This window comes from Streptomyces sp. NPDC059355, assembly GCF_042752335.1.
Classification (GTDB): Bacteria; Actinomycetota; Actinomycetes; order Streptomycetales; family Streptomycetaceae; genus Streptomyces.
In genome coordinates this window covers 1-13810 of sequence record NZ_JBHYXN010000080.1, presented here as the reverse complement: position 1 = coordinate 13810, position 13810 = coordinate 1, and the positions used below count along the sequence as shown (strand labels likewise).

General features: G+C 72.4%; 14 protein-coding genes. 10 read left to right on the top strand and 4 right to left on the bottom strand.

Translation table 11 applies throughout. From position 1 onward, the window contains the following. Positions 1–146 precede the first annotated feature (146 nt). Complete coding sequence (locus ACFXGI_RS38025; protein WP_384717441.1) at positions 147–1076, top strand: Ppx/GppA family phosphatase; 930 nt, start codon at positions 147–149, stop codon at positions 1074–1076. Positions 1077–1628: 552 nt separating this feature from the next. Here ACFXGI_RS38025 and ACFXGI_RS38020 read toward each other — a convergent pair. After that, positions 1629–1901 (bottom strand): hypothetical protein, encoded by a 273-nt coding sequence (locus ACFXGI_RS38020; protein ID WP_384717438.1) that lies wholly within the window; start codon positions 1899–1901, stop codon positions 1629–1631. Positions 1902–2092: 191 nt separating this feature from the next. Between ACFXGI_RS38020 and ACFXGI_RS38015 the strand changes: the two genes are divergently transcribed. The 4 genes from ACFXGI_RS38015 (at position 2093) to ilvD (ending at position 6085) form a co-directional block, all read left to right on the top strand. Then, positions 2093–2515 (top strand): 4a-hydroxytetrahydrobiopterin dehydratase, encoded by a 423-nt coding sequence (locus ACFXGI_RS38015; protein WP_384717435.1) that lies wholly within the window; start codon positions 2093–2095, stop codon positions 2513–2515. A 129-nt stretch (positions 2516–2644) separates the two neighbouring features. Continuing rightward, the gene (locus ACFXGI_RS38010) at positions 2645–3481 is read left to right on the top strand and encodes a sugar phosphate isomerase/epimerase family protein (protein WP_384717432.1); all 837 of its coding nucleotides are present in this window, start codon (positions 2645–2647) and stop codon (positions 3479–3481) included. After that, positions 3478–4095 (top strand): TetR family transcriptional regulator, encoded by a 618-nt coding sequence (locus ACFXGI_RS38005; RefSeq protein WP_384717429.1) that lies wholly within the window; start codon positions 3478–3480, stop codon positions 4093–4095. Before ACFXGI_RS38010 ends, ACFXGI_RS38005 begins: the two co-directional genes overlap by 4 nt. A 136-nt stretch (positions 4096–4231) precedes the next feature. Further along, positions 4232–6085, top strand: coding sequence for a dihydroxy-acid dehydratase (gene ilvD / locus ACFXGI_RS38000; protein WP_384717426.1), 1854 nt, complete (start codon positions 4232–4234; stop codon positions 6083–6085). 193 nt (positions 6086–6278) lie between these two features. Here the strand turns inward: ilvD and ACFXGI_RS37995 are convergent, their stop codons facing one another. Then, positions 6279–8444, bottom strand: a complete 2166-nt coding sequence (locus ACFXGI_RS37995; protein ID WP_384717423.1) for a serine/threonine-protein kinase — start codon at positions 8442–8444, stop codon at positions 6279–6281. 108 nt (positions 8445–8552) lie between these two features. Between ACFXGI_RS37995 and ACFXGI_RS37990 the strand changes: the two genes are divergently transcribed. The 5 genes from ACFXGI_RS37990 (at position 8553) to proC (ending at position 12051) form a co-directional block, all read left to right on the top strand. Continuing rightward, the gene (locus ACFXGI_RS37990) at positions 8553–8855 is read left to right on the top strand and encodes an SH3 domain-containing protein (RefSeq protein ID WP_384717420.1); all 303 of its coding nucleotides are present in this window, start codon (positions 8553–8555) and stop codon (positions 8853–8855) included. 89 nt (positions 8856–8944) lie between these two features. Beyond that, positions 8945–9490, top strand: a complete 546-nt coding sequence (locus ACFXGI_RS37985) for a hypothetical protein (protein ID WP_384717417.1) — start codon at positions 8945–8947, stop codon at positions 9488–9490. Between the two features lie 56 nt (positions 9491–9546). Further along, the gene (locus ACFXGI_RS37980; RefSeq protein ID WP_384717414.1) at positions 9547–10365 is read left to right on the top strand and encodes an ABC transporter ATP-binding protein; all 819 of its coding nucleotides are present in this window, start codon (positions 9547–9549) and stop codon (positions 10363–10365) included. Further along, complete coding sequence (locus ACFXGI_RS37975) at positions 10362–11108, top strand: ABC transporter permease (RefSeq protein ID WP_384717411.1); 747 nt, start codon at positions 10362–10364, stop codon at positions 11106–11108. Before ACFXGI_RS37980 ends, ACFXGI_RS37975 begins: the two co-directional genes overlap by 4 nt. A gap of 133 nt (positions 11109–11241) precedes the next feature. After that, entirely contained in the window at positions 11242–12051 is an 810-nt protein-coding gene (gene proC / locus ACFXGI_RS37970) for a pyrroline-5-carboxylate reductase (RefSeq protein WP_030867820.1), read from the top strand. Between the two features lie 61 nt (positions 12052–12112). Here the strand turns inward: proC and trpS are convergent, their stop codons facing one another. Together trpS and ACFXGI_RS37960 are read right to left on the bottom strand one after the other, a co-directional pair. Beyond that, positions 12113–13111 (bottom strand): tryptophan--tRNA ligase, encoded by a 999-nt coding sequence (trpS, locus tag ACFXGI_RS37965; RefSeq protein WP_384717407.1) that lies wholly within the window; start codon positions 13109–13111, stop codon positions 12113–12115. Between the two features lie 491 nt (positions 13112–13602). Continuing rightward, on the bottom strand, positions 13603–13810 hold a 208-nt coding region (locus ACFXGI_RS37960; RefSeq protein WP_384717404.1), incomplete at its 5' end, for a hypothetical protein.

Below are 13810 nucleotides of genomic sequence, written 5' to 3'. Positions count from 1 at the left end.
CACGATCCATGGCCGCGACTGACGTTTCCCCACGCCCAGACCAACGACCACCCGGACCGAAAGTCACATGATCAACAGCTTCTGTTAGGACCTCTAAGGGCCCCTTACGCCACCCGTACTCCAGCCGCACAGTAGCGTTTCCTCGTATGAGACTCGGTGTCCTTGACGTGGGTTCGAACACGATCCATCTGCTGGTGGTGGACGCGCACCCCGGCGCGCGCCCGCAGCCGGCGCACTCGCACAAGGTGGAATTGCGGCTGGCGGAGCTGCTCGACGAGCGCGGAGCGGTCACCCCGGAGGGCGTCGAGCGCCTGGTCTCGGTGATCGGCGAGGCGGCGCAGGCCGCCGAGGACAAGGGCTGCGAGGACGTCCTCCCCTTCGCGACCAGCGCCGTACGGGAAGCCACGAACGCGGACGAGGTCCTGGCCAGGGTGCTGGCCGAGACCGGAGTCGACCTGCCCATCCTGAGCGGTGAGGACGAGGCGCGGCTGACGTTCCTGGCCGCCCGGCGCTGGTTCGGCTGGTCCGCGGGCAAGCTGCTGGTCCTGGACATCGGCGGCGGCTCGCTGGAGATCGCGTACGGCATCGACGAGGACCCCGACGCGGCCGTCTCGCTGCCGCTGGGCGCGGGCCGCCTCACCACGGGCTGGCTGCAGGGCGACCCGCCGGACCCGGCGGACGTACGGGCCCTGCGGCGGCACGCGCGGGCCCAGATCGCCCGTACGGTCGGGGAGTTCAGCCGCTTCGGGGCGCCGGACCACGTGGTGGCGACGTCGAAGACGTTCCGCCAGCTGGCCCGCATCGCGGGCGCGGCCCGCTCGGCGGACGGCCTGTACGTCCAGCGGGACCTGACCCGCAAGTCCCTGGAGGAGTGGGTCCCGAGGCTGGCGGCGATGACCACGGCCCAGCGCTCCGCCCTCCCGGGCGTCTCGGAGGGCCGCGCGTCCCAGCTCCTGGCGGGAGCCCTGGTAGCGGAGGGCGCGATGGACCTCTTCGGCGTGGACGAACTCGAGATCTGCCCCTGGGCCCTGCGCGAGGGCATGATCCTCCGCCGCCTGGACCACTTGCCGTCCTGAGGGCGTTGCGCCGACCGGGCCCCGGGTGTCGGGGGGCGGCGGTACGCGACCTGCGGCGCCGGGCGAAGCAGGTTGCGAGCGGGGTCGGTGTGAGCGGCATTCCGCTCGGGGAGGCTGCGCCTGCAAGCCCGGGAACCGGGGCGGGCGGTACCCGGCGGATCGGCATCAGGGAGGGCGTGGGGGCTTCCCGCCAGTCCCATCGTCCCTCCGTGCCGGGACGGGCCCTCAAGGGCGCTCCCTGCGGTCGCGTCGCTTCGCGACGGCCTTCGGCCGCCCTTGACCGCCCGTCCCGCCCCGGAAGGACAAGGACAGCCGGGAAGCCCCCAAAGGGACGGTCACCCGGACCCATGCCCTGAGCAGGCCCGCATCAGCGCCCCCGAGCCCCGGTTCCGGAAGCGGCCGGCTGCCCGGCCGGGCTCGTGACCAGGCCCGTCCCGGGCCGGGCAGGCCCAGCCGGAGCCGGACGGCGGCCAAGACACGGCGGGGACCCGATACGTGTCAGATCGCTACGCGCTTCGCCCGGCTTGGCGTCTGCGACCCGTCCGGGGTGGGTCATGAGGGCCGCGGTACGGATCTCGGACCGGGCGCGCCGGCTTCCGGCTGACCGCTCGGGCCCGTGGCAGGTTCGACGCTGTCGACCGACGTGGAGAACTCACGGCCGGATGCGGCCCGGATGCAGGCCAGGTCCACCCGGTACTCCCGGGCGGCCACGGCCGAGACGTTCTCGTTGATCACGGCCATCAGCTCGCCCTCCACCCCGGACGCGACGTCCCGCACCCGACGGCGCAGCAAGGGGTGCGGTTGGTACGCGTAGGCCTCAGACACCGGACGGCTCACCTGCGCTGCGCAGGAACCGTTGCCAACCGGCATCGGCGCGGGCCACCAGCCGGGGACTGGGGCTCGCCGGCGGAGCAGGCCAAGTGGGAGCCGTGTGCGTTGGCATGGGGCGTTCGTCTGCGCTGTTCGTCTTCATGGGCCGATGATGCGCGATCGCCGTGGAGACCCGGTCCGCACGTATGCGCCGTGAACTCGCCACTCTGGAGCGGGCGATGCGTCCGTGGCACGATGCCCCGGCAGGCCGGGACCCGGCCGAGATCCTGGCGCCTGTGAACGAGGGGGCTGACATGGGTGTGCCGAAGCCGCTGTCCGACGAGGAGATCACGGAGCGTCTGGCGGGTCTGCCGGGATGGGAACGGAAGGACGACCAGATCACCCGTGTGTACGAGATCCGCTACCACGCTGCGGTGGCGGCGATCGTGACCATCGCGGACCGGTCCCGACGGATCCACCATCATGCCGATCTCGATCTGCGCATCGATCACTTGCGCGCGTCCATCACGACGCACGACGCCGGATACCGCCTTACCGCCGCGGACTTCGACCTCGCGCAGCGGATCGATGCGATCGTCGCCGCACACCGAGCCCTTCCGCTGGACTGACCCCGGCTCCCGGCAGGAGCCGCCGGAGGCGGGTCCGCGCCTGTGACGCCGATGTGCTCAGCGCATGCTCCGGCGGGCGGCGTGGTCGGCGTCACGGTCGTTCTCGGCCGTGACCCGTACCCTGTCCCCGTGGCAGAACCCGTTCGGATCCCGACTGCGAAAGTCGCCCTTTCCACCGCCTCCGTCTATCCGGAGTCGACGGCGACCGCCTTCGAGATCGCCGCGCGCCTCGGGTACGACGGCGTCGAGGTGATGGTCTGGACGGATCCGGTCAGCCAGGACGTCGACGCCCTGCGGCGGCTGTCCGATCACCATCAGGTGCCGATCCTGGCCGTGCACGCCCCCTGTCTGCTGATCACGCAGCGCGTGTGGTCCACCGATCCCTGGACCAAGCTCCAGCGGGCGCAGTCCGCCGCCGAGCGGCTGGGGGCCTCCACCGTCGTCGTGCACCCGCCGTTCCGCTGGCAGCGCCAGTACGCGAAGGACTTCGTCACCGGAATCTGGCGGATGGCCGACGAGACCGACGTCCGGTTCGCCGTCGAGAACATGTACCCGTGGCGGTACCGGGACCGCGAGATGCTCGCCTACGCCCCCGAGTGGGACGTGACCAAGGACGACTACCGGCATTTCACCGTCGATCTTTCGCACACCGCCACCGCCCGTACGGACGCCACCGCCATGATCGACCGCATGGGGGACCGGCTGGCGCACGTGCACCTCGCCGACGGGAACGGCTCGGCGAAGGACGAGCACCTCGTTCCCGGCCGCGGCACCCAGCCCTGCGCCGAACTGCTGGAGCGGCTCGCCCGGGTCTCCTTCGACGGGCACGTCGTCATCGAGGTCAACACCCGCCGCGCGATGTCCTCCGCCGAGCGCGAGGCCGACCTGGCCGAGGCTCTGGCCTTCACCCGCCTGCACCTCGCGACCCGTCCCGCCGGCGCCCCGATCAGGACCCCCCGCCCATGACCGAACCCGCCAAGCCGCGCCGCGGACCCGGCCGGCCCCGCCACGACGAGGCCGAGGAAGGCCCCGGCACCCAGGAGCGCATCCGGCTCGCCGCCCGCGAGGTGTTCGCCGAGCGCGGGTACGACAAGACGTCCGTACGCGGCATCGCGAAGGTCGCCGGCGTGGACCCGGCCCTGGTCCACCACTACTTCGGCAGCAAGGACGACCTCTTCGCCGCCGCCATCGAGGTCACGATGGAGCCCGCCCTCGGCGTCCCCGCGATCGTGGGGGAGGGCCCCGAGGGCATCGGGGAGCGGCTGGCCCGCTATTTCCTGGGCATCTGGGAGAACCCGGCCAGCCGGGCCCCCCTCCTCGCCGTCATCCGCTCCGCCCTCACCCACGAGGCCGCGGCCGCGGTGCTGCGCCGGCTGGTCCTGCGCCGGGTCCTGGAGCGGGTCGCGGCCGACCTCGACGTCCCCGACCCCACCTTCCGCGCCGAGCTCGCCGCCTCCCACATGATCGGCATCGCGCTCCTGCGGTACGTGGTCCGGGTGGAGCCCCTCGCGTCCGCCGACCCGGAGGACATCGTCACCCTGGTCGCGCCTACGCTTCAGCGATACCTGACCGAGGAATGAGCCTGTCGTCCCGTCATGCGGACAGCATGTCCGCATCGCGGGCCGGGAGCGTAGCCTCGTAACCGAGCCATATCCACAGTCATGCACAGTCGCGGCGGGCGTGCGAACGCCACCGCACCCATGGGGAGTGAACCCGATGCCCGAGCTGAGGTCCCGCACCGTCACCCACGGCCGCAACATGGCGGGCGCACGCGCCCTTATGCGTGCGTCGGGCGTAGCGAGCGCGGACATCGGGAAGCCGATCATCGCGGTCGCCAACTCGTTCACCGAGTTCGTCCCCGGCCACACCCACCTGGCCCCCGTCGGCCGGATCGTCTCCGACGCCATCCGTGCCGCCGGAGCGATCCCGCGCGAGTTCAACACCATCGCGGTCGACGACGGCATCGCCATGGGGCACGGCGGCATGCTGTACTCGCTGCCCTCCCGCGACCTGATCGCGGACAGCGTGGAGTACATGGTCGAGGCGCACTGCGCCGACGCCCTCATCTGCATCTCCAACTGCGACAAGATCACGCCCGGCATGCTGATGGCCGCCATGCGCCTCAACATCCCCGTCGTGTTCGTCTCCGGCGGCCCGATGGAGGCCGGGCAGGCCGTCCTCGTCGACGGCACTGTCCGCAAGCTCGACCTGATCGACGCCATGGTCGAAGCCTCCAACGAGAACGTCTCCGACGAGGACGTGCTGCGGATCGAGGAGAACGCCTGTCCGACCTGTGGGTCGTGCAGCGGCATGTTCACCGCCAACTCGATGAACTGCCTCGCCGAGGCCATGGGGCTGGCGCTCCCCGGCAACGGCTCGGTCCTCGCCACGCACACCGCCCGCCGCGCCCTGTACGAGGACGCGGGCCGGACGGTCGTCGAGATCACCAAGCGGTACTACGAGCAGGACGACCACTCGGTCCTGCCGCGCTCCATCGCCACCCGCCAGGCCTTCGAGAACGCCATGGCCCTCGACATCGCCATGGGCGGATCGACGAACACGATCCTGCACCTGCTCGCCGCCGCGCAGGAGGCGGGCCTGGAGTACGACCTCACCGACATCGACGAGGTGTCGAGGCGGGTCCCGTGCCTGGCCAAGGTCGCGCCGAACGTGGCGCCCGGCGGTACGTACTACATGGAGGACATCCACCGGGCCGGCGGCATCCCCGCCATCCTCGGCGAGCTGCACCGCGGCGGGCTCCTGAACAAGGACGTCACGACGGTCCACTCGGAGAACCTGGAGGACTGGCTGGCGAAGTGGGACGCGCGCAGCGGCACGGCGAGCGAGACGGCCATGGAGCTGTGGCACGCCGCCCCGGGCTGTGTGCGCTCCGCCACCGCCTTCTCGCAGTCCGAGCGCTGGGACACCCTCGACCTGGACGCGGAGGGCGGCTGCATCCGGTCGGTGCAGCACGCGTACTCCAAGGACGGCGGGCTGGCGGTCCTGCGCGGCAACATCGCGGTGGACGGCTGCGTCGTGAAGACGGCGGGCGTCGACGAGTCGATCTGGACCTTCGAGGGCCCGGCGGTCGTCTGCGAATCGCAGGACGAGGCGGTCGACAAGATCCTCCGCAAGGAGATCAAGGCGGGCGACGTCGTCGTCATCCGGTACGAGGGCCCGCGCGGCGGCCCCGGCATGCAGGAGATGCTCTACCCGACGTCGTTCCTGAAGGGGCGCGGGCTCGGCAAGGTCTGCGCGCTCGTGACGGACGGCCGCTTCTCCGGAGGCACCTCGGGCCTGTCCATCGGCCACGCCTCCCCGGAGGCGGCCTCGGGCGGCGACATCGCGGTCGTCGAGGACGGCGACCGCATCCGGATCGACATCCCGAACCGCTCGATCGAGCTGCTCGTGGACGAGGCCACGCTGGCCGCGCGCCACGCGGCCCTCGGCGGCGTCTACGCCCCGAAGAACCGCGAACGCAAGGTCTCGGCGGCACTGCGCGCGTACGCGGCGATGGCGACGAGCGCCGACAAGGGCGCGGTCCGCGACGTGTCGAAGCTGGGCATCTGACCGCAGGCGCCCGGGCCGGGCCAGGCCCCCGGGCCCGCCGGTCCTGTCCGGCCCGCACCGTACGAGAGCCACTGCGAACCCCGCCGGAACACTCCGGCGGGGTTCGCCGCGTTTCAGTCCCGCCGGGCCGACCCGGCCCGGCTCCGCCCCGCCGGCGCCGAGGCGCCGGCGGGGCCGGCGGGGCCGGGCGGCGTCACCATCCCGCGGGGTCGGCGGCGCCGACCGCGAAGACCGAGCCGTCCGGTGACGTGGCGTAGACGCGGCCGGCGGCGGGGACCGGGGGCGGCAGGGTGGCCGTGAACCCGGCGCGGCCGTCGCCCGGGCGGGGGCGGGTCTGGCCCAGCAGCCGGCCGGTCCCGGCGTCGACCGCCAGCAGCCGCCCGTCCGGCGCCGTCAGGTGGATCCGGCCGTCGGCCGCCACCGGGCGGGACGCCACGGCCAGGCCGGTCTCCAGCCGCCACTGCTCCCGCTCCGCGCCCACCGCGATCAGCGCGCCCGAGACCCCGGCGGCGTAGACGACGCCGTCCGCGCCCACCGCCGCCTCCGCGTCGAACAGCGGCACCGACAGCCGGACCCGCCGTACCGCCTGCGTCGCCGTGTCCACCCGGACCACCGCGCCCGTCCTGCCGTCCGGGTCCGCGTCCAGCAGGTACAGCCCGCCCCGCGCGGCCCCGACCGGCCGCAGCCGCCCCGGCGTCCGCAGCTGCCAGCGCACCGCCCCGCTCGCCGGATCCACCTCGGCCAGCTGCGAGCTCCCGCCACCGCCGTCCGGCGTCGACACGTACACCGCCGGGCCGTCGTCGCCCCACCACACGGAGCCCACTCCGCCGAGCTGCTTCGTCCACCGCACGGCCCCGCTCGCCGCGTCGAGCGCCGTCACGCTCCCGTTCGGCGGTACGAGCAGCACCTGCCCGCCCGCCGCCACCGCCCGCGCACCGTCCGGCAGTTTCCGCTGCCAGCGCTCGGCGCCCGTACCCGGATCCAGCGCCTGCAGCGTCCCGCCGCCCGGCGCGGACACGAGCACCAGCCCGCCCGCGTGCAGCGGTGCACCGTCCGCCGCCGTCCGCGTCCGCGGGGCGGCCGCCTTCAGCGACCACACCACCGACCCGTCCGCCGGGTCGAGCCGGGCCGCCGCCACTCCCGGCCCCGCGCAGTACAGCGCCGCCGGCTCCCCCCAGGAGCACGAGCCGGTCCGACCGCCGGCCCCCGCCCCCGCCTCGCCCAGCGCGACCGCCCACGGTACGAACGGCTTCCCCGGAGCCGCGGCTGCCGCCCGATCCGCCTTCGCGCCGGTCTCCTGCGGCGGTCCGGCCCCCGCCCCGAAGTGCAGGTACCCGCCCGCGGCCCCGCCCGCCAGCAGCAGCCCGACCGCCGTGGCCACCGCCGCCCGCGCCCGGCGCCGCCCCCGGCCGGGGTGCCCGGCCTCGACCGCGATCCGCTCCCGCCGGTGCGTCGTCTCGGCGGCCGATCCCGCCGCGGCGGCCGGCCCCGCCTCGACCGGCTGCCGCGGCTGCGGCACGAACACCTGCGTGTCCTCGGAGGTCGGGTACGCCACCGCCCGCATCTCCGCGATCAGCTCCGCCGCGGTGGGCCGGTCCGCCGGCTCCTTCGCCAGGCACCGCGCGACGAGCGGTACGAGCTGCTCCGGCAGCCCGCTCAGATCGGGCTCGGCATGCACGACCTGGTACGCCACCAGGTAGTGGCTGTCGGAGTCGAACGGCCCGTGCCCGGTCGCCGCGTGGACGAGTACGGCTCCCAGCGCGAACACGTCCGCGGCCGACCCCACCTCCCGCGGCCGCTGGAACTGCTCCGGCGCCATGTACGGCGGCGTCCCGATCAGCTTCCCCGTCTCGGTCCGCAGATCGCTGTCCGCCGGCCGCGAGATGCCGAAGTCGATGACCCGGACCCCGTCAGGGGCCATCAGTACGTTGCTGGGCTTCAGGTCCCGGTGGACGACCCCCGCCCGGTGGATGTCCCGCAGCGCCTCCGCCAGCCCCGCGGCGAGCCGGGCCAGCTCGGCGGGGTCCAGCACCCGCTCCCGTACGCGCTCGGCCAGCGTCGGGGCGTCGATGAACAGGGTGGCCATCCACGGCCGTTCGGCATCCGGATCGGCGTCGACGACGGGCGCGGTGAACGCCCCGCTCACCCGCCGCGCGGCGGCGACCTCCTGCCGGAAGCGGGCCCGGAACTCCGGATCGACCGCATGCTCGGCATGCACGATCTTGACGGCGAGTTTCAGCCCCGAACCGGAGGTGGCCAGATGGACGACGCCCATCCCGCCGGAACCGAGCACCGATTCCAGCCGGTACTGGCCGGCGTACTCCGGAAAGCCCACGTAGTCCGCGCGCAGCGAATGCACCGCTCAACCACCCCCGCCGGAGCCTAGTCGATGGGCCGTACGAATCTCCAAGGGTCCTGCTACCCTGCGCGAGTTGCGCACGGCAACACCCGTGGGGGGAGATTTCACATGTCCGTGGAGAACGATTCCAGCCAAGTCCAAGGCCTCGCCGCAGGCTCGGGATTCCAGACGTTTCCGGTCGCTCCGGGCTACCGCGTGAACGTCCGCAGCGGTCCCGGGACGAACTACTCGGTCATCGACACCCTGCCCTACGGCGCGAACGTCACGATCCGCTGCCAGTGCGACGGCACGACCGTCTCGGGCCCGTACGGCACGTCGGACGTCTGGGACTGCATCGGCAACGGCCGCTTCGTCTCCGACGCGTACGTGAAGACCGGCAGCGACGGCTACGTGGCCAACAGCTGCGGCTGACCGGCCCCAGCGGGTGTCTCGTCGATCACGCCCGTCTGCCACGTGAGACACCCCCGGCCGGGTCGCCGCGGAGAGGGATAATCGCCGGTGTGAGCGACGACGACCAGCGAGACCAGACCCCCGCCGACCCGGCCGCGCCGGCCCCCGCGGCCCCTGCGGCCGCCGCCGGTCCCGAGCCCGAGCCGATCCGGTTCTTCGAGACCACCTGGGTGAACTACGACGGCGGCTACGCCCTGCGCCGCGTCGCCGTCGGCGCCGGCTCGCTCGTCACCGCCATCGCGGCGGCCGTCCTGCTCCGCCTCTCCTACGAGGGCCTGGAGATCGGCAACGTCGGCCCCTTCCTCAGCATCTCCGTCGTCGTCCTCTTCGCGATCGCCAGCGCCATCGCCTTCGTGAAGACCTGGGACTCCTTCAGCCGCCGCCCCGCCCCGTCCTCCGACGAGGCCGCGCTCAAGGGCCTGAAGGCGATCGGTTTCATCGGCTCCCTCATCGCGTACTTCCTGCGCTGCTTCTTCGAAGCCCCCGGTGAGAAGCTGCGCCGCGCCGAGTACGAGCGCGCCACCGCCGAGTTCGCCCGCCGCCGCAACGCCCGTACGGGCAACCCGGCCGCGCGCCGCCCCAAGCGCAAGAAGTAGACCGGCCCGAGCCCGCCTGTTGACGCCCCGGCACCGCCAGGAGCATTATTCATCACATGATGAATAACCCGCAGACGGCTCTCACCGAGCCCGCCTCGCCCGCCGTGCCCGCCGTGCACGCCCGCGGGCTCACCGTCCGCCGCGGCACCGGCCGCACCCCCCGCACCGTCATCGACTCCATCGCCTTCGACGTCCCCCGCGGCCGCATCACCGGCCTCCTCGGACCCTCCGGCTGCGGCAAGTCCACCCTCATGCGCTCCATCGTCGGCACCCAGGCCCACGTCACCGGCACCCTCGAAGTCCTCGGCCGCCCCGCCGGCCACCCCGAACTCCGCTCCCGCATCGGCTACGTCACGCAGGCCCCCTCCGTCTACGACGACCTCACCGTCCGCCAGAACCTCGACTACTTCGCCGCCGTCCTCGATCCCGGCCGCGCCGCCACCGACCGCCGCCGCGCCGCCGTCACCCGCGCCATCGCCGACGTGGACCTCACCACCCGCGCCGGCGCCCTCGCCGGAAACCTCTCCGGCGGCCAGCGCAGCCGCGTCTCCCTCGCCGTCGCGCTCCTCGGCACCCCCGAGCTCCTCGTACTCGACGAGCCCACCGTCGGCCTCGACCCCGTCCTGCGCCGGGACCTGTGGAACCTCTTCCACGACATCGCCGCCACCCGCGGCGCCACGATCCTCGTCTCCTCCCACGTCATGGACGAGGCCGAGCGCTGCCACGACCTGCTCCTCATGCGCGAGGGCCGCATCCTGGCCCAGGACACCCCCGACGCACTGCGCACCCGTACGCACTCCGCCACCGTCGAGGAGGGCTTCCTGCGCCTCGTCGACGAGGCCGACGCCGAAGCGAAGCCCGAGGTCACCCGATGAGCACCGCCCGCACCGCCGCCACCGCCGCCACCGCCGCCCGCGTCCTTCGCCAGCTGCGCCACGACCCGCGCTCCATCGCGCTGATGCTGCTCGTCCCCGTACTCATGCTGACGCTGCTGCGCTTCGTCTTCGACGGGAACCCGCGCACGTTCGACAACATCGGCGCGTCCCTCCTCGGGATCTTCCCGCTCATCACGATGTTCCTGGTGACCTCGATCGCCACCCTGCGCGAGCGCACCTCCGGCACCCTCGAACGCCTCCTCGCCATGCCGCTGGGCAAGGGCGACCTCATCGGCGGCTACGCCCTCGCCTTCGGCGCCGTCGCCGTCGTCCAGTCCCTCCTCGCCACCGGCCTCGCCCTCTGGCTCCTCGGCCTCGACGTCGTCGGCTCGCCCTGGCTGCTCCTGCTCGTCGCCCTGCTCGACGCGCTCCTCGGCACCGCCCTCGGGCTGTTCGTCTCCGCCTTCGCCGCGTCCGAGTTCCAGGCCGTCCAGTTCATGCCGGCCGTGATCTTCCCGCAGCTCCTGCTGTGCGGCCTGTTCGCGGCGCGCAACACGATGCAGCCCGTCCTCGAAGGCCTCTCGGACGTCCTGCCCATGTCGTACGCCGTCGACGGCATGACCCAGGTCCTCACCCACACGGACATGACGGCCGACTTCGTCCGCGACGCCGTGATCGTCGCCGCCTGCGCGCTGCTCGTCCTCGCCCTCGGCGCGGCCACCCTCCGCCGCCGCACTCCCTGACCGGGCAGCCCTGACGCGGCACTGACCGCACTGCGGACAGCACCTCGCCGTTCGTCCCACGAGTGAAAGGATGAGGAGGCAAACGCATCACGCGTGAAACGCGTGCGGAAAAGTTCGGCGAGGTGAATCGGGCATGACCCAGACAGTCGCAGTCCTCGGTACCGGCAAGATCGGCGAGGCGCTGCTCAGCGGAATGATCCGCGGCGGCTGGCCCGCCTCCAAACTCCTCGTCACCGCCCGCCGTCCCGAACGCGCCGAAGAGCTCCGCTCGCGCTACGGGGTCGAGGCCGTCGGCAATGCCGAGGCCGCCAAGCGCGCGGACACCCTCATCCTCACCGTCAAGCCGCAGGACATGGGCAAGCTCCTCGAAGAGCTCGCCCCGCACGTCCCCGCCGACCGCCTGGTCATCAGCGGCGCCGCCGGCATCCCCACCTCCTTCTTCGAGGAGCGGCTCGCCTCCGGCACCCCCGTCGTCCGGGTCATGACGAACACCCCCGCCCTCGTCGACGAGGCCATGTCCGTCATCTCGGCCGGCAGCCACGCCACCGCCGAACACCTCGCCCACACCGAGGAGATCTTCGGCGGCGTCGGCAAGACCCTGCGCGTCCCCGAGTCGCAGCAGGACGCCGCCACCGCCCTCTCCGGCTCCGGCCCCGCCTACTTCTACTTCCTCGTCGAGGCCATGACCGACGCCGGCATCCTCCTCGGGCTGCCCCGCGCCCAGGCGCACGACCTCATCGTCCAGGCCGCCATCGGCGCCGCCGTGATGCTCCGCGACAGCGGCGAGCACCCGGTCAAGCTCCGCGAGGCCGTCACCTCCCCGGCCGGCACCACCATCAACGCGATCGTCGAGCTCGAACGGCACGGCGTACGCGCCGCCCTGATCGCGGCCCTCGAAGCGGCCCGCGACCGCAGCCGCGAACTCGCCTCCGGCAACAGCTGACACGGCCGGCACGGAGGTACGGCCCCCGCGGCGAGCGGGGGCCCGTACCTCTCCCTGAGGCTCAGGGCTCCAGCAGCCCGATGGCCCGGTACGCCCGGTCCACGATCGGCCGCGCCAGGGCCCGGGCCCGCCCGGCCCCCTCGCGCAGCACCTTCTCCACCGACGCCGGATCGGCCGCGAGCTCGGCATGCCGCTCCTGCACCGGCCGCAGCAGCTCCACCACCGCGTCGGCGACGTCCCGCTTGAGCGCCCCGTACCCGCTGTACTCCTCCGCGAGGGCGGCCGGATCCCCGCCGGTGCAGGCGGCCAGCACGTCCAGCAGGTTCGCGACCCCCGGCCGCGCCTCCCGGTCGTAGACGACCCCGCCGTCCCCACTGTCGGTCACGGCCCGCATGACCTTCTTACGGATCACCCCGGGCTCGTCCAGCATGAACACGACCCCGGGGCCCGCCCCGCCGGACTTCCCCATCTTCGACGTCGGCTCCTGTAGGTCCATGACACGTGCGGCCACCTCCGGCAGCGTCGCCTTCGGCACCGTGAACGTCTGCCCGTACCGCTGGTTGAACCGCACCGCCAGATCCCGGGCCAGCTCCACGTGCTGCCGCTGGTCCTCACCGACCGGGACCTCCTCGGTCCCGTAGGCCAGGATGTCGGCGGCCATCAGCACGGGGTACGTCAGCAACGACAGCCGTACGCCCTCCCCGGACGCCTGCGCCCGCGCGGACTTCTCCTTGTACTGGATCATCCGGCGCATCTCGCCGTCGGTGGCGGTGCACTCCAGCACGTACGAGAGCCGGGTGTGCTCGTCGACGTGGCTCTGCATGAACAGGGTGCATTTCTCCGGGTCCAGCCCTGAGGCGAGGAACAGGGTCGCCACCTGCCTGCTGAGCCGGCGTACCCGCGCGGCATCGTGCTCGACGGTCAGTGCGTGGAGGTCCACGACGCAGAACAGCGCCTCGTCCGGCTGCTGGTCGGCGGCGACCCACTGCCGGAGGGCCCCCAGGTAGTTCCCCAGCGTCAGGTGCCCGGTCGGCTTGATCCCGCTGAAGATCCTCGTCATGTCCTGTCTCCCTCTTCGTGGCTGGTGTGGGGACCGCCGCGTCGGGCGACCGAGCCACTCCCGGGAGGGGAGAAACAGAAACGGCCGCCGTAAGCGGCGGCCGTGAGCGCATGCGTGCTCGCGTGGAAGGTCGGCCGCCGTCAGGCGGCCCACCAGCGAAGGCTGGACGTGAGCGCATGCGTAGTCATGGGGGCAAGGCTAGCCCTTCCGGTGGCCCCTGTCCCAGGGTTGACACACCCGTCCGAGGTCCGTATGGTTCTTCGAGTTGTCCGACGTGAGCGCCGACCCCGGTCGGTCCCCGGACAGCCATCCCGCACTACACATTCGAACGAACGACGCACTGTGTCGTCTCGTTTTCATGCGTATTTGCGAATGAGGAATCCGCGTCCGAGGACGCAGCCGCCGATTAGGTTCGGGGGCAAGGAATCCGCTACTGTCTCACTCGCCGCAAGGGCCCAACAGCCTGAGCAGCGAAACCCGCTGACTGGGAGTCAGGCCCGAAAGGATCTGATAGAGTCGGAATCGCCGGAAAGGGAAAGCGCGAAAGCGAAGACCCCGGAAAGCAAGCGGAACTGACTCTGATAGAGTCGGAAACGCAAGAACGAAGAACGAAAGCCCGGAGGAAAGCCCGAGAGGGTGAGTACAAAGGAAGCGTCCGTTCCTTGAGAACTCAACAGCGTGCCAAAAATCAACGCCAAA

Bases quoted from the DNA above. Each gene is read 5' to 3' on its own strand.
- ACFXGI_RS38025 (WP_384717441.1), top strand. From the start codon at position 147: ATGAGACTCGGTGTCCTTGACGTGGGTTCGAACACGATCCATCTGCTG.
- ACFXGI_RS38015 (WP_384717435.1), top strand. From the start codon at position 2,093: ATGCGCCGTGAACTCGCCACTCTGGAGCGGGCGATGCGTCCGTGGCAC.
- ACFXGI_RS38005 (WP_384717429.1), top strand. From the start codon at position 3,478: ATGACCGAACCCGCCAAGCCGCGCCGCGGACCCGGCCGGCCCCGCCAC.
- ilvD (WP_384717426.1), top strand. From the start codon at position 4,232: ATGCCCGAGCTGAGGTCCCGCACCGTCACCCACGGCCGCAACATGGCG.
- ACFXGI_RS37990 (WP_384717420.1), top strand. From the start codon at position 8,553: ATGTCCGTGGAGAACGATTCCAGCCAAGTCCAAGGCCTCGCCGCAGGC.
- ACFXGI_RS37980 (WP_384717414.1), top strand. From the start codon at position 9,547: ATGATGAATAACCCGCAGACGGCTCTCACCGAGCCCGCCTCGCCCGCC.
- ACFXGI_RS37975 (WP_384717411.1), top strand. From the start codon at position 10,362: ATGAGCACCGCCCGCACCGCCGCCACCGCCGCCACCGCCGCCCGCGTC.
- proC (WP_030867820.1), top strand. From the start codon at position 11,242: ATGACCCAGACAGTCGCAGTCCTCGGTACCGGCAAGATCGGCGAGGCG.
- trpS (WP_384717407.1), bottom strand. From the start codon at position 13,111: ATGACGAGGATCTTCAGCGGGATCAAGCCGACCGGGCACCTGACGCTG.